Annotated in this window: 26 protein-coding genes; 1 reads left to right on the forward strand and 25 read right to left on the reverse strand. The window is 71.8% G+C overall.

The features are described from left to right. Positions 1–10 precede the first annotated feature (10 nt). The 20 genes from O7543_RS08700 to O7543_RS08795 all read right to left on the reverse strand — a co-directional run bounded on the left by O7543_RS08700 (position 11) and on the right by O7543_RS08795 (position 17,962). The gene (locus tag O7543_RS08700) at positions 11–475 is read right to left on the reverse strand and encodes an OB-fold domain-containing protein (RefSeq protein WP_281554298.1); all 465 of its coding nucleotides are present in this window, start codon (positions 473–475) and stop codon (positions 11–13) included. Then, positions 475–1,632, reverse strand: coding sequence for an acetyl-CoA acetyltransferase (locus tag O7543_RS08705; RefSeq protein WP_281554297.1), 1,158 nt, complete (start codon positions 1,630–1,632; stop codon positions 475–477). The genes O7543_RS08700 and O7543_RS08705 overlap by 1 nt, the downstream gene beginning before the upstream one ends. Continuing rightward, positions 1,629–2,078, reverse strand: coding sequence for a MaoC/PaaZ C-terminal domain-containing protein (locus O7543_RS08710; protein ID WP_281554296.1), 450 nt, complete (start codon positions 2,076–2,078; stop codon positions 1,629–1,631). Before O7543_RS08710 ends, O7543_RS08705 begins: the two co-directional genes overlap by 4 nt. Next, a complete protein-coding gene (locus tag O7543_RS08715) occupies positions 2,075–2,578 on the reverse strand; it encodes a MaoC family dehydratase N-terminal domain-containing protein (protein ID WP_281554295.1) in 504 nt (167 codons plus the stop codon). The genes O7543_RS08710 and O7543_RS08715 overlap by 4 nt, the downstream gene beginning before the upstream one ends. After that, positions 2,578–3,855: a RidA family protein gene (locus O7543_RS08720; protein WP_281554294.1), complete on the reverse strand. Its 1,278-nt coding sequence runs from the start codon at positions 3,853–3,855 to the stop codon at positions 2,578–2,580. Before O7543_RS08720 ends, O7543_RS08715 begins: the two co-directional genes overlap by 1 nt. Positions 3,856–3,869: 14 nt before the next feature. Then, on the reverse strand, positions 3,870–5,228 hold the full coding sequence (locus O7543_RS08725) for an MmgE/PrpD family protein (protein ID WP_281554293.1): 1,359 nt from the start codon (positions 5,226–5,228) through the stop codon (positions 3,870–3,872). A 10-nt stretch (positions 5,229–5,238) separates the two neighbouring features. Further along, on the reverse strand, positions 5,239–6,486 hold the full coding sequence (locus O7543_RS08730) for a CoA transferase (protein ID WP_281554292.1): 1,248 nt from the start codon (positions 6,484–6,486) through the stop codon (positions 5,239–5,241). Continuing rightward, positions 6,483–7,520, reverse strand: a complete 1,038-nt coding sequence (locus O7543_RS08735) for an LLM class flavin-dependent oxidoreductase (RefSeq protein WP_281554291.1) — start codon at positions 7,518–7,520, stop codon at positions 6,483–6,485. The genes O7543_RS08730 and O7543_RS08735 overlap by 4 nt, the downstream gene beginning before the upstream one ends. Then, on the reverse strand, positions 7,517–8,050 hold the full coding sequence (locus O7543_RS08740) for a MaoC family dehydratase (RefSeq protein ID WP_281554290.1): 534 nt from the start codon (positions 8,048–8,050) through the stop codon (positions 7,517–7,519). The genes O7543_RS08735 and O7543_RS08740 overlap by 4 nt, the downstream gene beginning before the upstream one ends. Positions 8,051–8,210: 160 nt before the next feature. Further along, complete coding sequence (locus O7543_RS08745; protein WP_281555537.1) at positions 8,211–8,987, reverse strand: FCD domain-containing protein; 777 nt, start codon at positions 8,985–8,987, stop codon at positions 8,211–8,213. Between the two features lie 94 nt (positions 8,988–9,081). After that, positions 9,082–10,008: a TIGR03564 family F420-dependent LLM class oxidoreductase gene (locus tag O7543_RS08750; RefSeq protein WP_281567380.1), complete on the reverse strand. Its 927-nt coding sequence runs from the start codon at positions 10,006–10,008 to the stop codon at positions 9,082–9,084. A gap of 8 nt (positions 10,009–10,016) precedes the next feature. Next, positions 10,017–10,787 carry an enoyl-CoA hydratase/isomerase family protein gene (locus O7543_RS08755; RefSeq protein WP_281554288.1) on the reverse strand — a complete coding sequence of 257 codons (771 nt, stop codon included), beginning with the start codon at positions 10,785–10,787 and terminating at the stop codon, positions 10,017–10,019. After that, positions 10,784–11,323: a MaoC/PaaZ C-terminal domain-containing protein gene (locus O7543_RS08760; RefSeq protein ID WP_281554287.1), complete on the reverse strand. Its 540-nt coding sequence runs from the start codon at positions 11,321–11,323 to the stop codon at positions 10,784–10,786. Before O7543_RS08760 ends, O7543_RS08755 begins: the two co-directional genes overlap by 4 nt. Continuing rightward, positions 11,320–12,141 carry an ABC transporter ATP-binding protein gene (locus O7543_RS08765; RefSeq protein WP_281554286.1) on the reverse strand — a complete coding sequence of 274 codons (822 nt, stop codon included), beginning with the start codon at positions 12,139–12,141 and terminating at the stop codon, positions 11,320–11,322. Before O7543_RS08765 ends, O7543_RS08760 begins: the two co-directional genes overlap by 4 nt. Then, complete coding sequence (locus tag O7543_RS08770; protein ID WP_281554285.1) at positions 12,138–13,001, reverse strand: ABC transporter permease; 864 nt, start codon at positions 12,999–13,001, stop codon at positions 12,138–12,140. The genes O7543_RS08765 and O7543_RS08770 overlap by 4 nt, the downstream gene beginning before the upstream one ends. Positions 13,002–13,036: 35 nt before the next feature. Continuing rightward, positions 13,037–14,071, reverse strand: coding sequence for an ABC transporter substrate-binding protein (locus O7543_RS08775; protein WP_281554284.1), 1,035 nt, complete (start codon positions 14,069–14,071; stop codon positions 13,037–13,039). A gap of 250 nt (positions 14,072–14,321) precedes the next feature. Next, positions 14,322–15,848, reverse strand: coding sequence for a class I adenylate-forming enzyme family protein (locus O7543_RS08780; RefSeq protein ID WP_281567381.1), 1,527 nt, complete (start codon positions 15,846–15,848; stop codon positions 14,322–14,324). A 5-nt stretch (positions 15,849–15,853) separates the two neighbouring features. Beyond that, the gene (locus O7543_RS08785; RefSeq protein WP_281567382.1) at positions 15,854–16,291 is read right to left on the reverse strand and encodes a hypothetical protein; all 438 of its coding nucleotides are present in this window, start codon (positions 16,289–16,291) and stop codon (positions 15,854–15,856) included. After that, positions 16,284–17,090, reverse strand: coding sequence for an enoyl-CoA hydratase-related protein (locus O7543_RS08790; RefSeq protein ID WP_281554281.1), 807 nt, complete (start codon positions 17,088–17,090; stop codon positions 16,284–16,286). The genes O7543_RS08785 and O7543_RS08790 overlap by 8 nt, the downstream gene beginning before the upstream one ends. After that, positions 17,087–17,962, reverse strand: a complete 876-nt coding sequence (locus tag O7543_RS08795) for a hypothetical protein (protein WP_281554280.1) — start codon at positions 17,960–17,962, stop codon at positions 17,087–17,089. The genes O7543_RS08790 and O7543_RS08795 overlap by 4 nt, the downstream gene beginning before the upstream one ends. Positions 17,963–18,211: 249 nt before the next feature. Between O7543_RS08795 and O7543_RS08800 the strand changes: the two genes are divergently transcribed. After that, positions 18,212–19,417: an MFS transporter gene (locus tag O7543_RS08800; protein WP_281554279.1), complete on the forward strand. Its 1,206-nt coding sequence runs from the start codon at positions 18,212–18,214 to the stop codon at positions 19,415–19,417. 91 nt (positions 19,418–19,508) lie between these two features. Here O7543_RS08800 and O7543_RS08805 read toward each other — a convergent pair whose 3' ends face one another. The 5 genes from O7543_RS08805 to O7543_RS08825 all read right to left on the reverse strand — a co-directional run bounded on the left by O7543_RS08805 (position 19,509) and on the right by O7543_RS08825 (position 24,095). Further along, the gene (locus tag O7543_RS08805; RefSeq protein ID WP_281554278.1) at positions 19,509–20,660 is read right to left on the reverse strand and encodes a nitronate monooxygenase; all 1,152 of its coding nucleotides are present in this window, start codon (positions 20,658–20,660) and stop codon (positions 19,509–19,511) included. Continuing rightward, positions 20,657–21,481, reverse strand: a complete 825-nt coding sequence (locus O7543_RS08810) for an aspartate/glutamate racemase family protein (protein WP_281554277.1) — start codon at positions 21,479–21,481, stop codon at positions 20,657–20,659. The genes O7543_RS08805 and O7543_RS08810 overlap by 4 nt, the downstream gene beginning before the upstream one ends. 164 nt (positions 21,482–21,645) lie before the next feature. Then, on the reverse strand, positions 21,646–23,007 hold the full coding sequence (locus O7543_RS08815) for a DUF6596 domain-containing protein (protein WP_281554276.1): 1,362 nt from the start codon (positions 23,005–23,007) through the stop codon (positions 21,646–21,648). Between the two features lie 7 nt (positions 23,008–23,014). Then, on the reverse strand, positions 23,015–23,368 hold the full coding sequence (locus O7543_RS08820) for a YciI family protein (protein ID WP_281554275.1): 354 nt from the start codon (positions 23,366–23,368) through the stop codon (positions 23,015–23,017). 103 nt (positions 23,369–23,471) lie between these two features. After that, on the reverse strand, positions 23,472–24,095 hold the full coding sequence (locus tag O7543_RS08825) for a PadR family transcriptional regulator (RefSeq protein ID WP_281554274.1): 624 nt from the start codon (positions 24,093–24,095) through the stop codon (positions 23,472–23,474). Between the last annotated feature and the right edge of the window lie 40 nt (positions 24,096–24,135).

Raw genomic sequence — 24,135 nt, forward strand, 5'->3', positions numbered from 1 at the left:
GTCGGCGGGCTCAGCGGGGATCGGCCGGCGTGGGTCGGCGTGGCGTGGGTCGACGGAAGACCGGCAGGGCGCGGCCGTCGGGCAGGTCGACCCAGTCGACGGTGACCGGGTCGCCGATCCGCCAGCCGGCATCGTCGGCGTCATCGTCCGGCCCGGTGCCGGGGCTGAAGCCGTCGAGGCGGGTGAGTAGCAGCGGGCCTTCGGCGAGCCGGACCCGGGCGATGGTGTACGGCACCGCCAGGTCGCGGCGCGGCGCCCGGTGCACGACGGTGAACGTGTCGACGGTGCCGTCGCCGCTGGCTTCGGTGAAGCCGAGCCGCGTGGTGTCGCCGCAGCGGACGCAGACCGCGCGGGGCGGATGCTGATGGTGACCGCAGCCGGTGCAGGTCTGCAGCACGAGGCGGTGTTCACAGGTCGCCTGCCACCAGTCGGCGGTCAGGTCGTCGGCGGGTGGTACCTCGGGCAGCGGGTTCATCACGACACCCCCAGCACGACGGTGGCGTGGGTGGACAGGATCGCGCCGGTGCCGTGCGCGACGGCGATCCGCGCGCCCGGCACCTGCCGGGCACTGGCCTCGCCGCGCAGCTGGCGGACCGCCTCGACCAGCAGCAGCACCCCGAACTGGCCGGGGTGGCAGTACGACAACCCGCCGCCGGAGGTGTCCAGCGGCAGGTCACCGCCGGGGCGGATCCGGCCGCCGGCGATGTAGTCGAGCACCTCGCCCTCGCCGCAGAAACCGAGAGCTTCGACGCTGAGCGCGGCGGTGATGGTGAACGAGTCGTACACCTGCAGCACGTCGACGTCGGCGGCGGTGATCCCGGCCCGGGCGAACGCCTCCGCGCCGGCCTCGCGGGCCCCGGTGTCCAGGATGTCGTCGGCGGCGGTCATCGACGTGTTGGTGGAGCGTTCGCCGTAGCCGAGCACCGCGACCGGGACCCGGCGCAGGTCACGGGCCCGGTCCGCGCTGGTCAGGACGATCGCGCCGCCGCCGTCGGTGACCAGGCAGCAGTCGGCGACGGTCAGCGGGGTGCAGACCGTCGGGGCGGCCCGCACCTCGTCGACGGTCAGCGGCGGCGCACCGTGGCGGTAGGCGGCCGGGTTGAGCCGGGCCCATTCGCGGGCGGCGACGGCGATCTCGGCCAGCTGCTCCGGGCTGCCGCCGTAGCGGTGCAGGTACGCCTGGGCGGCCATCGCGTAGTAGGAGATCGGGAACAGCGGCGCGTACGGCGTCTCGAACTGCGCCTCCGGGGTGTGCTCCTCGATCACCCCGGCCAGGCTGCGCGACCGTGCCGACCGCTGGTTGGAGGCAAAGCTGACCACCACGACGCTGGCCTGGCCGGCGTCGATGGCCTGCACGGCGCGGGCCACCATCATCTCGGCGGCGCTGCCGCCGACGAAGCTGGCGTCGACCCAGCGGGGCCGCAGCCCGAGGTGGTCGGCGAGCGCGGTGGTCGAGAAGCGGGAGATGCCGGTGGTGGCCAGCCCGTCGACGTCGGCGAGGGTGAGCCCGGCGTCGGCCAACGCCCGGGTGACCGCCTGGGTCTGCAGGGTCAGCGTCGACGCGGTGGTGACCCCGAGGTCGGATTCGGCCGCCCCGACGATCGCCACCGCCGCCCGGTCCCGCCCGGTCACGGCACACCGTCGGCGGTGCCCGCGCCTGGTCCGTCGGCGGTGCCGAGCAGGACGACAGCCCGGGCCGGCCGGGCCGCCGGACGTTCGGGGCCGTAGTCGCTGGCGGCGATGACGGCGGCCAGTTCGACCTCGATCCGGTCGCCGTCGACCTTGACCACCGTGCCTGTGCAACGCACCGTCTCACCGGCGAACATCAGGTTGCGGAAGGTGAAGGAGAGCTGCCGCACGAAGCAGTACGGCCCGAAGGCGTCCTGTACCAGTTCGACGAAGAGCGCGCCGAAGACCTGGCCGTCGACGACCGGGCCGGGCACCTTGGCGGCCGCCACGAACTCCGGGTCGTAGTGCAGCCGGTACCAGTCCCAGGTGGCGCCGGCGTAGGCGACCATGTCGGCCAGGGCGATGGTGCGTTCCAGCCCCGGCAGGGTGTCACCGACCTGCGCGATCACGTCGGATCACCGCCCATCGCGACCAGGATGATGGTTTCCTCGTTGACCGCCAGCAGTTCGCCGTGCTGGTTGGTGTAGGTGGCCCGGGAGCCGACGACCAGCATGTCGCCGCCGCCCCGGGTGCGTTTCTCGGTCAGGTCGTGGATCTCCCAGGTCGCGGTGATCACGTCGTCGGGACGGACCCGCCGGTGGAAGGTGTACGTGTTGCCGCCGCGTACCTGCCGGGTGCCGGGCACGTCCAGGTGCCAGGAGTGGCCGGCGTAGCCGTCGGAGGCCATCGGCAGCCCGGTGTACTGGCCGGTCTCGCAGATCAGCGTCGGTGGGGCGGTCACCCCGGGCAGGCCGTGCGCCCGGGCGTAGTCGCCGTCGCGGTAGATCGGATTGTCGTCGCCGACCGCCATCGCGAAGTAGCGCCCGGCGGCGGCGCCGAGCGCCTCCGGCGCGGTGTAGACCTTGCGGGTGCCGAGCAGCGCCCGCAGCTCGTCGGTGAGCAGACCCATCAGCTACCTCCAGCGGTGCTCGGCCCGTCGGCGGGCTCGACCCGGTCGACGGCCAGCTCGGCCGGTTCGTCGGCGGGCTCGGGGTAGACGGCGGTCGGGAAGACCTCCAGCAGGAACTCGGGGCGCAGCAGCGCCGCGCAGATCGCCCCGGTCGACGCCGGCCAGGGCGGGCTGAGCAGCCGCTCGCGTACCCCGGCGACCGCCCGGTAGTCGCCGATCGCCGAGGCGACGCAGAATTCGGTGGTCTCCACCAGGTCCTGCGGGCCGAGCCCGGCGTGGTCGAGCAGTTCACGGATCGCCCCGTAGGTAACCTCGGCCTGCGCGCCGATGTCGTCGGGGTGCAGTGCCTGCTGGGTCCGCATGTCCAGGGCGGCGAAACCGGACATGTACAGGGTCCGGCCGGCCTTCACCCCGGGGGCGTAGGTCAGCGAGTCGTACCGCGACCAGCCGGGGTTGACCAGTTCCAGCGGATGCCGCGACGCGGTGACGTCGATCGCGACCAGCGCATCGGGATGGTGCAGCCGGCTCATCAGGATGCCACCGGCTCCCGGGTAGACGCCGGCACCGCCGAGCCGTTCGGCGCGGACCCGGTGGGTTCTGCGGTACACCTCTCGGGTCGCCGGGGTGGAGTAGTCGTAGGTGGTGACGGCGGCGTCGAGCGACAGACCGGCGGCGACGAGCAGGTCCTGCGCCCGGTCCAGGCAGTACGCGTACTGGCTGACGAAGTCGCCCGGGTGGACCACCTCGCCGGTGGCGTCGACCGGCAGCATGGTCGGCAGGTAGACGGCACCGTCGTGGCCGCCGCGCACCGGTGAGGGCACCCAGCTGCCGGCGGCTCGCGGTTCGCTGGCGACAAGCAACTGGCCGCCGCCGACGACGGCGTGCAGTTCGATCTCGATCAGCGCGGCCCGGCGGACCAGCCGCTCGACCACGACGGTACGGACCACCGGCTGGTGCTCGCCGAACACCTCGGCGCGCACGGCGGCCGCGGCGGCGTAGTCGTCGAGGCCGGCCACGGTGACGTTCTCGGTCACCCGGGTGACGTCGGCCGGTCCGTAGCCGGCGGCTTCCAGGATGGTCAGCACCTTGCGGTACGCGGTGGCGGTCTGGGTGGCCAGGTCACCGCCGACGGTCATCTTGCCGAGCGTGGTGTCGAGCGCGGCGGCGGTGTGCCCGGAGGTCCAGGCGGCGTCGCCGTCGGCCAGCCCGAGGCAGAAGGTGAACCCGTCGTACGGGAACCAGGGGAAGTCGGCGGGTCGGATCGCGGCGGGCGGCACGGGCGTCTCCCTGGTCAGTCACCGGCGGCGGCCAGCGCCGCCATGATCGGGTCGAGGTCGTCGAGGTCGTCGAGGCGGCGCAGCAGGTCGACGACGGGCGCGCCGGCCGGGCCGGCGTTGCCGAGGAACTTGGCGGCCAGTTCGTCGTCGGTCAGCGGGGTGTCCGGGCCGCCGCCGCTGCGCGGCACCGCGCCGCGTACGGTCGTGCCGTCGGCCAGGGTGACCACGACGGCACCGGGGGCGTCGGCGGCGTGCCCACCGGTGGCGACGATCCGCCAGTGCAGCCGGGCCGCGAGGGCGGTCACGTCGGCGCGGTCGATGACGTCGGGCCGGTAGCTGGCGGTGGTCAGGTCGCCGTCGAGCAGTGTCGCGGCGACGCTCCACGGCAGCGAGAACTTCGCCGCGTACGGGGTGGCCGGCCGGGTCAGGTCCCGGCCGGGCCCGCAGACCGTGGGTGCCGAGTCGGGGTGCACGTCGACGTCGATCCGGGCGATCGCGGCCGGGTCGGCGGGAAAACCGGGCTGGCGGCGGGCGGCGCGGGCGGCGTCGATCGCGGCGTGCGACAGCTGGCAGGCCGGGTAGGGCTTGATGCCGATCCGGAGGGTTTCCCAGCGTTGGCCGAGGCCGGCGATGATCGACGCCGGGTCGACGGGGCCGGCGGCCAGGGCGTCGAAGACGCCGTGCGGGCCGTCGAAGACGTTCGCCGGGCCGGCCGCGCCGGCGGCGGCGAGCCGGGCGGCGAGGATGCCGGCGTGCGAGGCGAAGCCGGGGTGCAGTTGTTTGGTGGCCGCCCCGGTGTGCAGGAAGGCGAGCAGCCCGCCGGCCTGGCTGCCGGCGATGCCGAGCGCGTCGGTGGCGCGGGCGGCGTCCAGCCGCAGCAGCCGGGCGGTGACCAGCGCGCTGGAGAAGACCCCGGCGACCATGGTGGCGTGCAGGCCGCGGGCGTGGAAGCCGTGCGGGGCGGCGGCGGCGACCCGGCAGACCGTCTCGTACCCGGCGATGGCGGCGTGCAGTACGTCGCGGCCGCTGGCGCCGACCTGCTCGCCGACGGCGAAGGCGGCGGGCAGCACCACGGCGGTGGCGTGCACCAGGCCGGCGGCGTGGGTGTCGTCGAAGTCGAGCGCGTGCACCATGGCGCCGGCGGCCAGCGCGGCGGCGGGGGCACCGATCGTGTCCCGGCCACCGAGCAGGGTGGCTTCCGGTGGGCCGCCGAGGTCGCGGGCGACGTGCAGCGCCGGGTCGACGGTGCCGCCGCGCCGGCCGGCCAGGGCGGTGCCAAGGCCGTCGAGCAGGTGCCGTAGCGCGGCCCGCCGGACCGCCGCCGGCGGGTCGAGCGGTCCGGTCGCCCAGTCGGCGAGCGCTGCGGCGATCATGGCGGGCCGGTCATCGGGCGGTGTCCTCGGAACCGGCGGCGGCCGGGCCGGGGCTACGGGGGGTGCCGAACGCGCCGGCGGCGGTCAACTCGGCCAGGGTCTGCGGGTCGAGCCCGAGGATGTCGCCGGTGACGGTGGCGAAGTCCTCGTTGCGTTGCGGCGCGCGGCGGTACGCGGGCGGTTCGGCGCCGACCCGCACCGGGCTGGCGAGCTGCGCCACGGTGCCGAACCGGGGGTGTTCGGTGGTGACCACGAGGTCCCGGGCGGCGGTGTGCTCCTCGGCCAGCGCCGCCGGCACGTCGTTGATCGGCCCGCAGGGGATCGCGGCAGCGTACAGCTGGGTCAGCCACTCCTCGACGGTGCGCTGCCGGAAGATCTGCTCCAGTTCGGCGAGCAGCTCGTCGCGGTTGTCGCGGCGGGTGCCGAAGGTCCCGTACGGCGATCCGGCGGCGGCCCATTCGGGGTGGCCGACGACGTCGGCGAGCCGGGTCCAGAACTTCTCCTTGGCACAGCCGACCACCATCCAGCCATCCTTGGCCTGGAAGACCTGGAACGGCACCAGCGACGGGTGCGCCGAGTGGTGGGTGCGGGCCGGCTGGAAGCCGGCGTTGAGATGCCAGGTGGCCGGGTAGGTGAGCATCGAGATCGCGGTGTCGTAGAGACTGACGTCGCAGTCCATGCCGACGCCGTCGCGGCGGGCGGCGTGCACCCCGGCGAGCAGCGAGATGGCGGCGACGAACCCGCCGGAGTAGTCGACCAGGGACAGTCCGGACTTGGTCGGTGGTCCGTCGGGTTCACCGGTGAGCTCCATCCAGCCGGCGAGTCCCTGCAGGATGTAGTCGTAGCCGGGTTCGGCCCGACGCGGGCCGGTCATCCCGAAGCCGGTCAGCGAGACGCAGACGATCCGCGGGTTGATGTGCTTGAGGTCGTCGTAGCGAATTCGCATCTTCTCCGGCACGTCGCCACGCAGGTTGGAGTAGACGACGTCGGCGACGGCGACGAGCTTCTCGAACACCTCGCGGCCGGCGTCGGTGGTCAGGTCCAGTGACAGGCTGCGTTTGTTGCGGTTGAACGTCTCGAAGAACAGCGAGTCCTCGTCCTCGGCGTACGGCGGCACGTAGCGGCCGACGTCGCCGCCGGCCCGTGGATCCTCGATCTTGATCACTTCGGCGCCGAGGTCGGCCAGGTGTACGGTGCCGAACGGGCCGGCGCCGTACTGCTCCACGGCGATGATCCGGATGTCGGCCAGCGGCGTCATGCTGCGGCTCCCGTCAGCTCGGCGATCAGCGCGATGATCTCGTCCTGGGCGGCTCGGGTCTCGGCGGCGGGCAGCCCGTGGGTGGGTGGACTCAACTTGACCGAGTCGGCGATGCCCGCGTACCCGGCGATCCGCTCGGCAACCTCGGCGCGGTCACCCGCCAGGGTCAGCGTGTCGACCATCCGGTCGCTGACGGAGTCGGCGAGGTGGTCGGCGCCGGCGCCGGCCCGGAACGCGTCGATCACCTGTTGCTGGTCGTCGGCGAGGCCGTGGAAGGCGAAGAAGTCGGCGTAGGTGCGCACGGTGGCGTAGAAGCCGACCAGGCCGGCGGCGCGGCGGCGGGCCAACGCCCGGTCGTCGGCGACCGAGCAGCAGGCGGAGACGACGACGTCGAGGTCGGCGCGGGTCCGGCCGGCCCGGTCGATGCCGGCGGTCAGGTCGGGCAGGATCTGCCCGGCCAGGTACGCCGGAGAGCAGAGTTCGTGGCTGATCCAGCCATCGCCGATCTGCCCGGCCAGCCGGGTCATCAGCGGCCCCATCGCGGCCAGGTAGACCGGGATGCCGGCCGGCGGCACCGGGAACGGGCGTTCGTAGCCGCGGATGCGCATCGGCTCGTACTCGCCGTCGAGCATCATCGGTTCGCCGGTGGCGCAGTTGGCCCAGAAGTGCCGGATGTTGCGGACGGTCTCCCGCAGGTGGGCGACGGGTTTGCCGAAGTCGACGTGGTGCCAGTCCTCGTTGAGTCGCCGGACGCCGGAGCCGAGGCCGAGGATGAACCGTCCATCGGAGAGCTCGTCGAGGTCGAGCGCCTCCAAGGCGGTGATCATCGGGCTGCGGGTGAAGGCCAGCACGATCGAGGTGCCGATCCGGGCGGTCGTGGTGGTGCCGGCCAGCGCGGCGGCGGTGCCGGTTGCGCTACGGTGCAGTTCGGAGACCCAGAGCACCTCGGCGCCGGCCTGCTCGGCGCGACGGCCGGCGGCGGCGAGTTCGGCGAGGGTCTCTCCCCAGGGCTGGTAGGTCAGGCGCAGGCTCATCCGGTCGCCTCGTTCTCCAGCGACAGCGGGGTGGCGGCGGCCGGGAAGATTCCCTCGACCTGCTTGGCGCCACGCTTGTAGACGTAGAAGGTGCGTTTGAAGGCGCAGACCTGTGCGCCGTCCTGGTTGAGGGTGCGGGTGCGGACCGTCACGATCCCGGCGTACGGGCGGGACCCGGATTCACGCTTGTCGAGTACCAACGATTCACTGTAGAGGGTGTCGCCGGCGAACACCGGGTGCGGCAGGACGATCTCGTTCCAGCCGAGGTTGGCAAAGGCGTTCTGGGTGAGGTCGGTGACGCTCTGCCCGACCGCGATGGCCAGGGTCAGGGTGGAGACGACCAGTGGCCGCTCGAACTCCGACCGGGCGGCGTACTCGGTGTTGAAGTGCATCTGGCTGGTGTTCATCGTCAACAGGGTGAACCAGGTGTTGTCCGCCTCGGACACGGTGCGCCCGAGGGGATGCTGATAGACGTCGCCGACGCCAAAGTCTTCAAAGAAGCGTCCGGTCCACCCCTGCCGTACCGACATCGACCGATCCTCTCGCCCGCCCGTGAACTGCCACCAGCTTATTTGTCTGACTTTTACGAGTCAAGGGCCAGCAACTCAACCAGGCCAACGAAAACGCCCTGCTCAGCACGACAGCAGGGCGTAGTTCCGAAACATCAGGTATTTAGTTGTGAGTTTGTCTTCAGTGTCCGTCGTACGCCCGGCGGACGGTACCCAGGTGGGCCCGCATCGCCGCCTGCGCACCCTCGACATCACCGGCCTCGACATAGCCGCAGATCTCGGTGTGTTCGGCGTCGATCTGGCTCCAGTACTCCGCGGGCATGTCGCGGTCGGCGGTCCGCGCCTGCAGCACCCGGAAGACCGGCTCGGCCATCACCCCGAGCAGCTGGTTACCGGTCGCCTCGACCAGCACCCCGTGGAAGGTCCGGTGCTCACGGAACTTGCGGCCGCGGGCCCGGGTCGACTTCTCCCGCTCCACCGCTTGACGCATCAGCACCAGATGTTCGTCGGCGCGGCGCAGCGCGGCCAGCCCGGCCGCCGGCACCTCCAGGCACTCCCGCGCCTCCAGCAGGTTGTCCAACGTGATGTCCCGGGCCCCGGACATCAGCCCGAAGCTCATCTCCAGATACTCGCTCACCTGGTCGAACTGCACCCGGGCCACGAAGGTGCCGCCGGTGGTTCCCCGGGTGGTGCGGATCAGATCCTTGGACGCCAGCACCCGCAACGCCTCCCGTACCGTGCTACGGCTGACCCCGAAGATCTCCGACAGCTCGACCTCGGTCGGCAACCGGTCCCCCGCGGTCAGCGACCCGTCCAGGATCCGCTCCCGCAACTGGTCGGCGACCTGCTGGTACGCGGGTTGGACCCGGGTCACCCCGAGCACCCCAGGATCCCGGCGGTGCCCCGGGATCGCCTTTTCCGACCGGCTCGCCGGCTCGTGCGTCACGTCCTTGGCCATGGTCACTTCGGCTCCGCATCCTTTCGGACCCGCACACCGGAGTGCGGATTCGTCGCGAACCACCACGGTAGGGCATGGCGGACGCCGATCCGCGTCACTGTCGGCCATCCCCGGTCGAACGGGTGGTCCCGGCCAGCTCGCCGATCAGCGCCCGCGTTGCCGCCCGTTCCTCCGGGGTGCCGTAGAACTGGGCCGCGAAGGTGCTCGCCCCGGCCCGCGCATAGCGGTCGATCTCGGCCCGCACGTCGTCTGCGTCACCGACGATCGCCATCTGGTTGGCCCGCTGTAAACCTTCGCGGTCCAGCATCGCCCGGTAGGACGGCTTGTCGTCGTACCAGCCGAGCACCGGGTCGATCGCCGCGCGGGCCCGGGTCGGGTCGTCGGTGACGCAGACCGCGGCGGTCACCACGATCTCGGGGGCCGGCCGACCAGCCGTCCGCGCGGCGGCGGTGATCGCCGGTACGGTCAGCTCGGTCAGCGTGCGCGGGCCGACCATCCAGGTGATCGTGCCGGCGGCAAGGGCACCGGTCAGCTCCAGCATCTTCGGGCCCAGCGCGGAGACCATCACCGCCGGTGCCGGCGGGTCGCCGCTGATCGTCAGGTCACCCCGGGCGGTGATCACCTCACCGGTGTAGCGGACCCGCTGGGTCAGCGCGCCGGTCAGCGCGGTCAGGTACTCGCGCATGTAGCGCGCCGGCCGCTCGTAGGACATCCCCCAGCAGGGCTCGACCACCTGCGGGTGCGACGGCCCGACGCCGAGCACCAACCGGCCGCCGAGCAGCATGTTGGTGGTGAGCGCCTGCTGGGCCAGGGCCATCGGGTGACGCGGGTAGACCGGCACCACGGCGGTGCCGATCCGCAGCCGGCTCAGCTGCCGACCGTACGCGCCGATCACGGTCAGCGTGTCGTGCCCGAAGCCCTGCGTCAGCCAGTAGCTGGCGATCCCGTCGGCGTCGGCGGCCCGCAGGTCACGCTCGAGGTCGTCGAGCCGTTCGATGTGGCTGAAGATCCCGTAGTCCATCGTGCCCCTCAGTGCCGGAATTCCCGCATGGACTCGCCGCGCCGGGCGGTCGAGGCGTCGGAGCGGGCCAGCATCGCCAACCCGAACGCCTCGGCCGCGGACCGCTGCGCCTGCACCGCCGTCCACACCGTCTCCACCGTGGTGGTCAGCACGTCGAGCGGATGCTGGGCGATCTCGGTGGCGATGGCCAACGCCCGGTCCACCAGATCGGCGGGAGCGGTCACCTCGGTCACCAGACCGAGCTCCAGCGCCCGGCGGGCGTCGATGCGGTACGCGCGCCCGGTCAGCACCATCCGCATCAGCTCGCCGAGCGGCAGCCGCCCCAGCGCGCCGACCGCCTCGACCGGGTTGGCCAGGCCCACGTCGTGGTGGGTGTCGAAGAAGGTCGCCGTCTCGGTGCAGAGCACCACGTCGGCGTCGTTGACGAAGTGCCAACCACCGGCGCAGCAGTGCCCGTTGACCGCCGTCACCACCGGCTTGTAGACGCCCAGGTCGCGGGCGGTCAACGCGACCCGGCCGGCGTGGTCCAGCGACGGACTGGTGACCCCGGCGTCGAGGGTGTCGTCGACGTCGAAGCCGGTGCAGAAGCCGCGCTCGCCGGCTCCGGTCAGCACGGCGACGTGCAGGCCGTCGTCGGCACCGAACCAGCGCCAGGTACGCCGCAGTTCGTCGACCATCACCCGGTCGTAGGCGTTGAGCCGGTGCGGCCGGTCCAGGGTGACCAGCAGCACCCGCCCGTGCCGGGTCAGCGTGAGGGTGCTGGTCGACGGCGGTTTCACGGCTGCTCCGGGTTTGCCGCGCCGACGCCCGGCGCAGAATCGGACTCGGACTCCGGCTCGGGCTCGGGCAGTGGGCGCAGCAGGTAGGAACGCGTCATCCGCAGGACGGTCTCGTCCCGCTGGTTGCGTACGTCGTCGTGCACCACGCCCACGTACATCCGCCCGCCCGGGGTCGGCTCCAACCGCGTCACCTCGATACGCACGCGTAGCGTGTCACCGGCGGACACCGGCCCGGTGTAACGGATCTCGTCGATGCCGAGCGCGGCGTGGCAGTCCAGGCCGGCGGCGTACCAGGCGGCGTACATGGTGGTCGAGGTGAGCCCGGCGGCGAGCGCGATCAGGCACGGCCCGCCCAGGATCGGCCGGCCGAACCCGGTGCCGCGCATGTACTCGGCGTCGGTGTGCAGCGGGCCGTTCTCCCAGGAGACGTTGACGATCGCGGCGAAGTCTCCGTCGGTCAGCGTCCGGGCCGGGGTGAGCAGCACCGCCCCGGCCGCGAACGCGGTCGGCAGCCGGGGTCGCAGCGCGCCGGTCACGACGCACCCGGCCCGGCGAGTCGGGTGTGTGCCTCGTCGACGACGAGACCACCGTCGTCGGTGGCGGTCATCGTCGAGATGATCTCGTGGGTGAGTTCGCGGCTGACGTCGAACAGCCGGGGATCGTCGTAGCTGCGCGGCAACGGCACCTCGACGTCGACCACCCGGCGTACGGTCGACGGCCGGTTGGACATCAGCACCACCCGGTCGGAGAGCACCGCGGCCTCGAACACGTTGTGGGTGACGAAGACGAACGCCTTGCCCGCCGTCTGGGTACGCAGTTCCAGCAGCAGCTGACGCAGGCTGCGGGCGGTGAACTCGTCCAGCCCGCTGAACGGCTCGTCCATCAGCATCACCGGCGCGTCCAGCACGAACGCCCGGGCTAGCGCGGTGCGCTGCTGCATGCCGCCGGAGATCTGGTGCGGATAGTGGTTCTCGAAGCCGGCCAGTCCGACCCGACGCAGCACCGGCATCACCCGGTCGGACCACTGCGCCCGGTCCACCCCGGTCGCCTTCAGGGCGAACTCGACGTTCTGCCGGACTGTCTTCCAGGGCAGCAGCCGCGGCTCCTGGAACACGTAGCTGAACTGCACCCCCGGTGCCCCGCTGCGGATCTCGGCTGTGCCGGTGAAGTCGGTGTCCAGCCCGCTGAGCATGTTCAGCACGGTCGACTTGCCACAACCGGACGGTCCGACCAGCGCGACGAACTCGCCGTCGGCAATCTCCAGGTTCATCCGCTCGATGACCGTGATGAAGCCGTTGCGGGTGTGGAAGCCCTTGACCAGGTCGGATATGACGATCCGGGCGTCGGCGCTCATCGGGCCCCCTCCGGACGCCAGCGGAACAGCTTGGCCTCGATCGGTTTGAACACCGCCAACTCCAGCACCACCATCAGGATCGAGAAGAACAGCGTGAGTGCGAAGACCTGTTCCATCCGGAAGAGCTGGAACCAGTAGTTGAGCCGGTAGCCGATGCCGTCGGTGCGGCCGAGCAGCTCGGCGAGGACGACGACCTTCCACACGATGCCGAACCCGAACCGGGCCGAGGCCATCACCGCCGGCAGCACCTGGGGCAGGGTCACCTCCCGGGTACGCAGGCCCCGCGACGCACCGAGAGTGCGGGCCATCTGGCCGAGCCGGGGGTCGATCGCCTTGACCCCGGACCACATGTTGATCGCGATGATCGGAAAGGACGTCAGGGTGATCGCCACGACGGTGGCGGTGTCGTTGAGGCCGAACATGATGAACGCGACGATCACCCAGCAGAGGCTGGGGATGGTCTGGCCGACGGCGATCCAGATGTCCAGCAGCCCTTCGGCGATCCGGGACAGCCCCATCACCAGACCGACCAGCACACCGAGCACCATGGAGGCGGCGAAGCCGATCAGGATCCGGACCATGGTGACCTGCAGGTCGGTCCAGAAGACCGTCTCCTGCACGCTGGTCACCAACGCCGACGCGGTGGTCCACGGGGTCGGCAGGATCCGCTCACCGACGGCCAGTGAACCCAGCCACCAGATGACGATCAGCATGAACACGGAGGCGATCCGCAGCGAGACGCCGTGCCGCAGGAAGCGGTGGGCACCACCGCGCCCACCGCCACCGCGGCCACCCGCCGCGCCACGATCCGCCGCTCCGGCCGTCGCTTGCGCCGGCTGGGTGGTTTCGGACAGGGTCATCGTGCGTCTCCTCGCGAGGCGGGGGGTGGTCGACGTCAGACGAACAGCCCGTCGGGCACCTCGGGCAGGAACTCCGGCTCACCGTTGTCGCTCAGGAAGGTGAGCAGCTCGGCGGCCTGCTGCTTCTCCTGCTCGCCCCACTGCTCGACGAGCCGGCCGCGCTGGTTCTCCCAGATGACGTCGAGCACTGCCTGGTCGTCGATCTCGTACAACTCCCGCAGGGCGCTGTCCCACAGCGACTGGTCGCCGTTGAACCGGGTCTGGTACTCGAGGTTCACGTCGACGAAGGCCTGCACGGCCTCCTGGTTGGCGTCGATGAAGTCGGTGGCGAAGTCCCAGCCGGCGGTGAACGCCTGCAGCCCGGTGGCCTCCTCCAGCAGCACGCCGAGGTCGCCCAGCGACCGGTACTCGCCGCTGACCACCCGGTCCGCACCGGCCGGGTCGATCACCAGTGCCATGTCCACGTCGCCCTGGCCGAGCAGTTCGGCCATCAGGTTCGGGGCGCCGTACTGCACCTCGCAGTCGGTGGTGGGGTTGAAGCCGTGGTATTCGCGGCAGAGTGCGAAGAACTGGTTGGTGGAGGAACCGATCGCACTGCCGAACAGACCAAGCTTGCGCCCACGCAGGTCACCGAGGGACTGGATGTCGCTGTCGGCGCGCACCAGGATGCCGTTGGTGGTGCGCTGCAGCGCGCAGACGACCTTGCGGTCGACGCCGGTGGCGACCAGGTTGGCGGTGGACGGGATGCCGCCGAGGCCACCGTCGACCTCGTTGGCCCGGTACGCGGTGTAGACGGCGGCCGCCTCGGCGTACTCCTCGTACTGGATGTCGAGGCCGGCGGCCTCGAAGGCACCGTCGGACATGGCGAGCTTGAACGCGGCGAGCGCCGAGGCCGGTAGTCCGGCGAGTCGGATCGTGGTGAGGTCGCCGTCGGCGGCGCCGGTGGAACCGGAGTCGGAGTCGTCGCTGCCGCAGGCGGTCAGCAGTACGCCGCCCATGAACGCGCCGCCGAGACCGGCGAGCACGGAGCGACGGGAGAGGGCGACACCGGAACTATTGAAGTGGGACACGATGGCCTCCTGATCACGAAGTCCGTGCGGTCGACAGGTGAGCCGCGAGCCGCATCGGGACCTTGGTGCGGATGACACTAACGGCCTCTGACCAGCCAGTCCACTAAAAGTCAGAGTTTTACCGTACTGACACAATCTCCACCGCTGGCAGCAGCGCAACAAGCGGGCAGCGCCGCGTTTCAATACGGGTACAGCGACGAAAACCGTCCCACCCACATTGGTCAGACATTGGAAGAGAAGGCGCCTACAATCAACCCTTACCAGGTTGACTGACGTACTCGTCGCGGATCGTCCGCTTGAGGATCTTCCCGCTCGGGTTGCGCGGCAACTGGTCGACCACGTGCCATTCCCGGGGAACCTTGTACCGCGCCACGTGCTCCCGTACGTAGCCATCCAGCGTGGAGACGTCGATCTGCTGGCCGGCACGGCTCACCACGAACGCGGCGATCCGCTCGCCGTACACCTCGTCCGGAACGCCGACCACCGCGACCTCGTCCACCGGCCCGTGCCGCGCGATGACCTCCTCGATCTCGCGGGGGAAGATGTTCACCCCACCCGCGATGATCATGTCCTTCTTCCGGTCGACGATCGAGATGAAGCCTTCCTCGTCACGGACCGCGATGTCGCCGACCGAGAAGAAGCCGTCGGCGTCGTACCCGGCCCGGGTCGCCTCCTCGTCGTTGAGATAGCCGGTCAGCAGCAGCGGCGAACGCGCGTACAGCTCGCCGGGCTCACCCGGGCCGACCTGCGCCCCGTCCTCGTCGACCAGCCGTACCTCGTTCCAGAACCACGGATGACCCACGCTGCCCGCCCGGTCCAGCGCGAACTCCGGCCGCAGGTTGGTCACGATCGAGCACTCCGTCGACCCGTAGAGCTCGTGCACCTCCACGCCGGGAAACGCCTCGATCACCCACTCCTTGAGCGCGACCGGCAACGCGGCGGCGTTGAAGTAGAGGGTCTTCAGCGCCGACAGGTCGTAGCGGGCCGCCGGCTCCGGACAGAACCGGCGGATGTGCTGGGCGTGGGTGGGCACCAGGAAGACCGTCTCCGCCCGGCTGCTCACCATCAGGTCGAGCAGCCGCTGCGGATCCCAGCTCGGCAGTACCGTGCAGGAGCCGCCGAGCATCGGTGCCGCGTACGCGAACTCGAAGCCGGCGCCGTGGTACATCGGCGCCACCGCGATCGTGCTGCGGTTCGGGCCCAGCCCGTAGTCCAGCCCCACCCCGAACGCGGTCAGCACCCGGCCCCGGTGGGTGAGCAGCACCCCCTTGGGTCGCCCGGTGGTGCCGGAGGTGTACGTGACACAGAACGGATCCAGCTCGTCGACCGGCACCTGCGGGTCGACCGCCCGCCCACCGTCGAGGAACGTCCCGTAGTGCTCGCCCACCCCGCCGTCGAAGCTGAGCACCAGCCGTAGCCCGTCGAGCAGCCCGTCGACCCGGTCGGCGAGGTCGTCGGCGACGATGATCCCCTGGACGGCCGAGTGGGCCAGGATGTACGCGTTGTCGGTCACGTTGTTGCGCGGGTTCAGCGGCACCGTCGGGATACCGGCCTTGGCCATCGCCGCGGAGATCTCGAAGTACTCGTACCGGTTGTTGCTCAGCACCGCGATCCGCTCCCCGGGCGCCAACCCCCGGTCCAGGGTCGCACTGGCCAGCTGGCTCGACCGCTGGTGCAGGGCACCGAAGGTGACCTCACGGTCGCCGTCGACCACCGCGATCCGGCGTGGCGTGGCGCGGCCGAACTCCCGGATCCCGGCCGCCATGTTGAGCTGCACACCCGTCACCTTGGGTCCGCCTTTCCCGATTCGTTCATCAGCATGACGGCTTCGGCCTCGGCCACGGGCGCACCGTCGGCGTCGACGGCGGTCCACCGCAGCTCGGCCACGACCTTGCCGCTGGAGGTGCTCCGGCTGGCGAGGCGCTCGATCCGCACCCGCAGCGTGGCGCCGGCCCGGACCAGCTGATGGAACCGCATCCGGCGCAGCTCCAGCAGCGCGATCGCGTCGTCGAGCTGGCCGGACTGCTCGGCCAGGCCGCCCATCAGCAGCAGCACCGCCTGGCCGGGCAGCGGCGGGCCACCGCCACTGCCCGGGTCCGGCGGGTTGAACAGCGGATGGGTGTAGCCGCCCCGACTGATCAGGGTGTCGACCAGCTCCGCGGTGACGGTGACCGACGGCGGATCCGCCGACGGCGAGGGCGGGGCCGGCGGTTCAGGCAAGGCCGCGGACATCGACGTCCCCCCAGACCGGCTCGCGCTTGTCGACGAACGCCCGGTAGCCCTCGGCCACCTCGGGCACCTCCTCGTGCAGCCGGGAGAACATCTCGCGCTCGTAGCGCAGGCCCTCCTCCAGCGTCATGGTGTGCACCGAGTTGAGCAGCCGCTTGGTGATCGCCATCGCCGGGCGGGACCGGCCGCGCAGCGACGACAGCAGCTTGCCGACCTCGTCGTCCAGCTGCGCCCGGGGTGCGCTGGCCAGCGCGACACCCCACTGCACCAGCTCCGGCCCGCGCAGCCACAGCGGGGTGAGCATCAGCGCCTTGGCCCGCTGGTCGCCGAGCTTGCGCGGCGCACGCTGGCTGGAGCCGGCACCGGGCGGCATGCCGAACTCCAGGTGGATGTCGCCGACCTTCGCCTCGTCGGCGGCGATCACGAAATCACAGGCCAGGATCAGCTCGAAGCCACCGGCGCGGGCGAGGCCGTTGACCCGGGCGACGACCGGTACGCCGAGCTGCTCGATGCGACGCAGTACCGCATGGTACGAGCGCAGGAACGGCAGGAAGATCCGCTGTGGGTCGTCGAAGCAGGATTCCAGGAAGTCGATGTCCATCCCGACGCTGAACGCCCGGTCCCCCACTCCGGTGATCACCACGGCCCGCAGGGTGTGATCGACCTCGGCGGCGGCCAGGGCGGCGTCCAGTCCGGCGATCGCCGCCGGCGTCAGGCTGTTCATCGTCTCCGGGCCGTCGAGGACGATCGTCATCACCTGGTCGTCGGTGGCGAACCGTACGTCGGTCACGCCGTCGCCTCCCCGATCTTGACGAACAGCTCGACGTCGGTGTCGGCGACGATGGGCGGCGGCGTGGCACCGGCCGGCAGGTGTATCAGCGAGCAGGCGGTCAGCGGCTGCCCCGCGACCGTCAGGGTCCCCGTGGTGGTGACGAGGAACCGTTCCCGGTCGACCGGCTGCGGCGTACCGGTGTAGCCGGCCGGCAGCCGGACCAGCGCACTGCACGCCCCGGTGACCACGTTGCGGCTCAGCGGCCGGCCCACCGGTGTCGGTCCGGTGTCGGGCGACGGCAGCCCGACCACCTCGGCGTCGACACCCGACCACCGGGCGGTCAACGGTGCCCAGGGCAGCTGCCGCGACTCGACCCGCCGCAGGTAGCCGCGCGGGCCGACGTCGTCGGCCGCCCCGGCTGCCCCGTTTGCCCGGGCCCGCACGCCGGCCTGGTCGTCCGGGCAGACCACCCGGGTCACCCGGTCACTGCCCTCGGTGGCGACCGCGCCCTCCATGCACAGGATCGCGGTGAAGCCCTCGTCGCTGCTGGCCTTGTGCACCCAGCCCGGCGGACGCCAGAAGTAGTCGCCGGCGATCAGCCGTCCCTCGGCGCTGAGGTCGACCACACCGTCGAGGAAGTACGCCTCCTCCACGCTGTCGTGGTAGGCCTCGCTGAGATCGCGGTAGCCGGCGACGGCCCGGATGTGGTCGATCCTGCGGGTGGTGTCCCGGTCCAGCCACAGCGACCGCATCCAGTACCGGGACAGCAGTTCACGCACCTGGTCGGGGTCGCCGCCGAAGTTGTCGCGGAAGGCGGGCTCCATCGAGTCGTAGACCTGCTCGCCGTTGACCCACGGCACGTTCCCGGCGTCGACGATCGTGACTGTCATCGGTGCACCTCCACCTCCCGCCACTGGCGGCGAGTACGCCCAGTGCCTCAACCTAATATGTCTGACGTTAGGCGTAAAGACACTGGACAACAGTCCTTGACGCCAACACTGTTTCCGCCGTGTAACCTCGTCGCCCGCCGAGCAAGCAGCAGTTCCAGGCCACACTCTGCAGGTGGGAACCCTCGTCTGGCAAGACCTTGACAGCCTCGGACCTCATTCATCAGACTTTTGTCCGGAAGGCGGTGGCCGGTGTCGACCTCTGCGCTGGAGGAAACCCCACGACGTCCGTCGGCGAGGATGGCTGCCGCCTCCGGCGCGCTGATCCTCGTCGCCGTGCTGGGCAGTTTCGCCGCCACCCCGCTGTTCGCGATCTACGCGGACCGGTGGCAGCTGACGCCGGCGCAGGTCGCCGTCGCGTTCGCCGGCTATCCCGTCGGGGTGATCCTGGTCGTGACGCTACTGGGCGGTCTGTCCGATCTGGTCGGTCGACGGGCGGTGATGTTCGGCGGGGTCGCGCTGGTCCTGGCGGCGTGCCTGGTGACCGCGACCGCGGCGTCGCTGCCGGCGCTGGTCGCCGGGCGGGTGGTGCAGGGCATGGCGACCGGGATGGTCAGCGCCACCACCGCCGCCGCGCTGCTGGACTTCCATCCTCGCGGCACCCGTGCGGGGAGCCTGACCCACTCGGTCTGCACCACCCTCGGCATGGGCCTGGCACCGCTGATGTCCGGGTTGCTGGCCGACCACACCCGCTACCCGCTGGTGCTGCCGTTCGTCGTCATCGGCGTGGCCGCCCTGGTGCCGTTGATCCTGCTGGTCCGCACCCCGGCCGACCGTCGGACGACGCGACGGATCCGGCTGGTCCGGCCGGTCCGGGTCCCCCGCGCCATCCTGCTGCCGTTCAGCGTCGCCACCTGCTCACTGATGACCCTCAACGGGTGCATGGCCCTGTTCGGCACCTTCGGCTCGCGGATCCTCGCCGAAGGTGCCGGCGTCACCGCCGCCGGCGGCACCGGCGGACTGCTCACCCTGCTGATCGGTATGACGCTGCTGTCCCAGTTGCTGTTCAACCGACTCGACTCGACCCGGTCGATCTGCCTGGGCGTAGTGGCGATCACCGGTGGCGCCGGGGCCACCGCGCTGGCCCTGCATCTTCAGGACCCGGCGGCCACCGTCACCGGCGCGGTGCTGGTCGGCTTCGGGGGCGGGCTGACGCTGCTCGGCGCCACCCGACTGATCGGCGAGTCGGCACCGACGCACCGGCGGGCGGAGATCTACGCGGCGTGGATGGTGGCCGCCTTCACCACGCTCGGCGGCAGCGCACTGCTCAGCGGCGCGGCGCTGACCGGCACCTCGCTGTCAGCGGTGCTGACCGTCGCGACCGGGATCATCGCCCTGCTCAGCACGTACACGCTGGGTGCCGCCGCCCTGGACGCCCGCCGCCGCCGTCGGCGGTGAAGGGCCGCGCGGCCGCCGGTCAGTCGCCGTCGCGCCCGCCGGGTCAGTCGCCGTCGCGCCCGCCGGGTCAGTCGCCGTCGCGCCCGCCGGGTCAGTCGCCGTCGCGGGCGGCAGCGTCACCGACGTCACTGGCGTCGTCATCGGCCAGGGCGGCGATGTCGCCGACCGCGTCGGCCATGCCGGTCCGCAGGTCGTCCAGCACACTGGCGACGGAGCGCACCCGGTCGACCAGGCCCACCGCCTGGCCCGCCGCCGAACCCATCACCGGGGTCACCTGATGCTCGAACGAGCTGACGACGGCGTCACGGGCGAGGAGCTGCTGCACCGGTGAGGCCAGCGGCGCCGGCGCCGGCGGCTGCTGCCAGGCCCGGGTCCACGCGGTGGTCAGCTGTCGGGTCGGCTTACCGGTGTACGACGTGGTCTTCGCGGTGTCGGTCGCCGCCGCCGTCACGATCTTGTCCTTGACCACCGGGTCGAGATCGCTCTCGGCGGTGGAGAGCCAGATGGAGCCGGTCCACACCGCCTGCGCGCCCAGTGCCAGTGCGGCGACCACCTGACGGCCGGTGGCGATGCCGCCGGCGGCGACCACCGGCACCTCACCGGCGGCCGCCACGACCTGCGGCACCAGCACCATCGTGGTGGTCTCGCCGGTGTGTCCGGCCGCCTCGTAGCCCTGGGCGACGATCACGTCGACGCCGGCGGCCAGCTGATGACGGACGTGTCGCTGGTCGCCGACCAGGCCGGCGACCAGCATGTCGCGCCGGGTCGCGACGGCCCGCACCGCGGCGGGCGGCGGCCCGAGGGCGCTGGCCACCAGCCGGACCGGGTGGGCCTGGACGACCTCCCACAACGCGTACGCGTTCGCGTGGGTCATCAGATGGTCGATCTCGGTCGGCATCCCACCCAGCCGGGTCCGCCCGGGTGCGCTGCGCCGCTGCGGGATGCCCAGCCGGGTCCGCAACCCGGCGACGAACTCCTGATGCCCGGCCGGGATCTGGGCGAGCAGGTCCGCCGGGTCGTCACCGGCCGTCGTGGCGGGAAAGAGCAGATCGACACCGTACGGCGTACGCCCGCACTCCCGGTCGAGCCAGGCGAGATCCTGCTCGAGATCCTCCGGGGACATCGAGGCCGCGCCGAGCACCCCGAGTCCACCACCCCGGCTCACCGCCGCCACCACGTCCCGGCAGTGGCTGAAAGCGATCACCGGCAGGTCGATGCCGACCCGCCGACACAGCGGCGTCACGACGCCGAGGCCGAGGTGACGGCGCAGACCTCGCAGCCGTCGGCGTCGACCGAACAACTGGCCCCGGCCGTCGCGTCCACACCCAGGTAGGCGTCTACCAGGGCGGTGACCGCGCCGAGCCGGCCGGTCCGCGCTGGCGCACCGGTGGCGGCGAGCGCGGCGGCGTGCCCGGCCCGCAGGCCGACGACGGACGGGTCGAGGATCTCGATCCCGGTCCGGTGCCCGACCTCCTCGACGACCGGGGTCATGCAGGTGCAGCCGAAGAAGATCAGGTCGGTGCCATCGGCGTCGGCGGCCCGCAGGCACGCCTCGGTGATGGCGGCGACCACGTCGGTCTCGCCCCGACCCATCCGGGCCTTGACCCCGCTGTCGGTGCCGACCAGGTCGAGCTCGGTCTCGTCGGAGAGGTAGTGCACGCCGGCGGCGAGCTCGCCACCGGGGCAGGTGGCCAGTCGTTGCGCGTAGAGGTAGTCCATCGAGGCCGGCCAGACGGTGACGATGCTGAACCGCCGACCGAGTGCGGCGGCCCAGGCCAGTGTCGCCTCGCCGGCACCGACGATCGGCACCGTGGTGGCCGCCCGCAGCCGGTCCACGCCGTAGTCGCCGAACGTGTCGATGTAGACGGCGTCGCAGCCGGCGGCGATCGCCGCCTCGGCGACGTCGACCGTGCCGACCTCGGTGAGCAGGTGTTCGTAGGGGGTACGGGCGAACCGCCGCAGGCGCGGGTCGAGCAGTTCGGTGACGAGTCCAGGTGGATCGGGCAGGACCGGGGCCCGTTTCGCGTCGGAGTTGATGACCGCCAGTCGTCGCAGCTCGCTCATGTCGACCTCCCGGCAAAAGTCTGACTTATCTCTTCGCAGAGTGTCAACGATCCACCGAACACGTATTCAGCTGCTTACTCGGCCGAGGAAGAAAGGTCTGCCGTCAGTCTCGGCGAACGGACCGACACCGTCGGGAGGTGACGGGACCGGGCGCCGGGACCGGCTCAGTCCGTCGCGGCGGTCGCCGCCCGTACCGCAGCCAACCGACTCCGCAGGTGCTCCCGGTCCGGCTCGGTGCCGGCCAGCTCCAGCGCCTGCCGGTAGGCGTCGGCCGCGTCGGCGTACCGGCCGAGACGCTGCAGCAGCTCGGCCCGGGCCGCCGGGAACGGGTGGTGCGAGCGCAGCCGAGGGTCGGCGGCCAGCTCGTCGAGAATGGCCAGCCCGGCGGCCGGGCCGTCGCGCATGGCCACCGCCACCGCCCGGTTCAGGTCGACCACCGGCGAGGGCGCGATCCGCGCCAGTACGTCGTACAGGGCGACGATCTGCGGCCAGTCGGTGCCGGCGACGTCGGCGGCCTCGTCGTGCAACGCGGCGATCGCGGCCTGCAGCCCGTACGGTCCGGGCGGGCCACCGGTCAACGCCGTACGGGCCAGCCCGCAGCCTTCGGCGATCATCGGTCGGTCCCACCGCCGCCGGTCCTGCTCGTCGAGGAGCACCAGCGCCCCGTCCGGGCCGGTCCGGGCGTGCCGACGGGCGTGGACCAGCAGCAGCAGCCCGAGCAGGCCGGCGGTCTCCCGTTGGGTCGGGAGCAGCCGGTGCAGGATGCGGGCCAGCCGGACGGCCTCCTCGGCCAGGTCGAGGCGCTGCAGGTGCGGACCGGAGCTCGCCGCGTAGCCCTCGGTGAAGATCGAGTACACCGCCTGCAGCACGCCGGGGAGTCGCTGCGGCAACTCGTCGACACCGGGCACCCGGAACGGAATGCGCGCGTCGCGGATCTTGCGTTTCGCCCGGACGATCCGCTGGGCCATCGTCGCCTCCGGCACGAGGAAGGCCCGGGCCACCTCGGCGGTGGTCAGCCCGCCGAGGTGGCGCAGGGTCAGCGCCACCCGGTCCGGCGCGGGCAACGCCGGGTGGGCGCAGGTGAAGAAGAGCGCGAGCCGGTCGTCGGGCAGGTCGGGGTCGATGTCGGCGGCCGGCGCCGGGTCGGCCCGGTCCGCCTCGGCCTGCAGCACCGCCAGGCGCAGCGCCAGCGTCCGGTCACGGCGGATCCGGTCCACCGCGCGACGCCGGGCGGTGGTCAGCAGCCACGCCCCGGGGCGGGTCGGCACGCCGGAGACCGGCCAGTGCGTCAGAGCCGCCTCGACGGCCTCGGCCGCCACCTCCTCGGCCAGGTGCAGGTCACCGAAGCGGCGGACCAGGGTGGCGAGCAGCCGGCCGTGCTCCTCGCGGAACACGGCCGCCACCGAGGTCCGCACCGTTTCCGGATCGGCACCCCGCACCGTTTCCGGATCGGCACCCCTCGCCGTTTCCGGATCGGCACCCCTCGCGGGCGCGGCGGGGTCGTCGGGCGATTCGACGCCGGCCATCGGGGGATCAGATCCCGAACTCGGCGACCGGACGCACCTGCACCGATCCCCCGTCCCGGGCACCGGGCGAGCGGGCCGCCCAGTCCAGCGCGACGTCCAGGTCCGGTACGTCGATGATGTCGTAGCCGCCGAGCACCTCGCGGCTCTCAGCGAACGGGCCGTCGGTGACGATCCGTTGACCGTCTGCGTCGACCTTGACCGAAGTGCAGGTGGTCAGGTCCGCCAGGGCGTTGCCGCTGACCCAGATGCCGGCGTCCTTCATCTGCTTGTCGTAGGCGATCCAGTCCTCGACCGTGCACTGCGCCCCGGCCTGCTCCGGGCCGTCGGTCGGCGGGCTGACGAACAACAGCATGTACTTCATGTCGGGCTCCTCGCAGGTAGTGGCGTTGCCGTACGCCATGACGACGATCGGCGGGCCGCCGGATCGACAGCCGATCCCTACGAATCCTGCGGTGACCGGCGACCTACTCGGAGTCGGCCAGGATGGCGTACAGCTTGCGGCGAGTCTCGTCGAGTACGGCCAGGGCCCGCTCCCGCTGCTCGGCGGTGCCGTTCATCATCACGTGGCGCAGCGCGTGCAACGTCTGCATACCGGATTCGCGCACGTCGTGCCAGCTCTCCACGGTTTCCGGGGCGAACTGCGTCCACGGCGCCTGCTCGGCGGCCTGCTCGGCCTCGGGGCGGCCGGCGTCGGTCAACGCGTACTGCCGGCGGCTGCCGCCGGCCGCGTCCACGGTCCCGACGACCAGCCCTTCGTCCTCGAGCAGTTGCAGGGTGGGGTAGATCGATCCCGGGCTCGGTCGCCAGGCACCGCCGGTGCGGGAGTCGAGTTCCCGGATCATCTCGTACCCGTGCATTGGTCCTTCGACGAGCAGGGCGAGCACGGCGGCACGCACGTTCGGCCGGCGGCGGCCGCGGCCGCCGCCCCGGCCCCGCCACGGGCCGCCGCCCGGCCCTGCGCCGAAGCCGGGACCGGGACCGGGACCGGGACCGAAGCCGGGGCCGGGACCGGGACCGAACGGCGGGAATCCGAATCCGCCCCGCATCCATGCCTGCGGTCCGCCGTGGAACCGGTGGTGGAACTTCATGGCTGCCTCCAACGATGCTTTGTCGATACACCGACGATAT

Origin of the sequence: Solwaraspora sp. WMMA2080, assembly GCF_027497395.1 — a bacterium.
Classification (GTDB): domain Bacteria; phylum Actinomycetota; class Actinomycetes; order Mycobacteriales; family Micromonosporaceae; genus Micromonospora_E.

Coding starts and splice junctions, on each gene's coding strand:
- O7543_RS08700 (WP_281554298.1), bottom strand. CDS start 475: ATGAACCCGCTGCCCGAGGTACCACCCGCCGACGACCTGACCGCCGAC.
- O7543_RS08715 (WP_281554295.1), bottom strand. CDS start 2,578: ATGGGTCTGCTCACCGACGAGCTGCGGGCGCTGCTCGGCACCCGCAAG.
- O7543_RS08725 (WP_281554293.1), bottom strand. CDS start 5,228: ATGATCGCCGCAGCGCTCGCCGACTGGGCGACCGGACCGCTCGACCCG.
- O7543_RS08730 (WP_281554292.1), bottom strand. CDS start 6,486: ATGACGCCGCTGGCCGACATCCGGATCATCGCCGTGGAGCAGTACGGC.
- O7543_RS08735 (WP_281554291.1), bottom strand. CDS start 7,520: ATGAGCCTGCGCCTGACCTACCAGCCCTGGGGAGAGACCCTCGCCGAA.
- O7543_RS08740 (WP_281554290.1), bottom strand. CDS start 8,050: ATGTCGGTACGGCAGGGGTGGACCGGACGCTTCTTTGAAGACTTTGGC.
- O7543_RS08745 (WP_281555537.1), bottom strand. CDS start 8,987: ATGGCCAAGGACGTGACGCACGAGCCGGCGAGCCGGTCGGAAAAGGCG.
- O7543_RS08750 (WP_281567380.1), bottom strand. CDS start 10,008: ATGGACTACGGGATCTTCAGCCACATCGAACGGCTCGACGACCTCGAG.
- O7543_RS08765 (WP_281554286.1), bottom strand. CDS start 12,141: ATGAGCGCCGACGCCCGGATCGTCATATCCGACCTGGTCAAGGGCTTC.
- O7543_RS08770 (WP_281554285.1), bottom strand. CDS start 13,001: ATGACCCTGTCCGAAACCACCCAGCCGGCGCAAGCGACGGCCGGAGCG.
- O7543_RS08795 (WP_281554280.1), bottom strand. CDS start 17,962: ATGACAGTCACGATCGTCGACGCCGGGAACGTGCCGTGGGTCAACGGC.
- O7543_RS08810 (WP_281554277.1), bottom strand. CDS start 21,481: ATGAGCGAGCTGCGACGACTGGCGGTCATCAACTCCGACGCGAAACGG.
- O7543_RS08815 (WP_281554276.1), bottom strand. CDS start 23,007: ATGGCCGGCGTCGAATCGCCCGACGACCCCGCCGCGCCCGCGAGGGGT.
- O7543_RS08820 (WP_281554275.1), bottom strand. CDS start 23,368: ATGAAGTACATGCTGTTGTTCGTCAGCCCGCCGACCGACGGCCCGGAG.
- O7543_RS08825 (WP_281554274.1), bottom strand. CDS start 24,095: ATGAAGTTCCACCACCGGTTCCACGGCGGACCGCAGGCATGGATGCGG.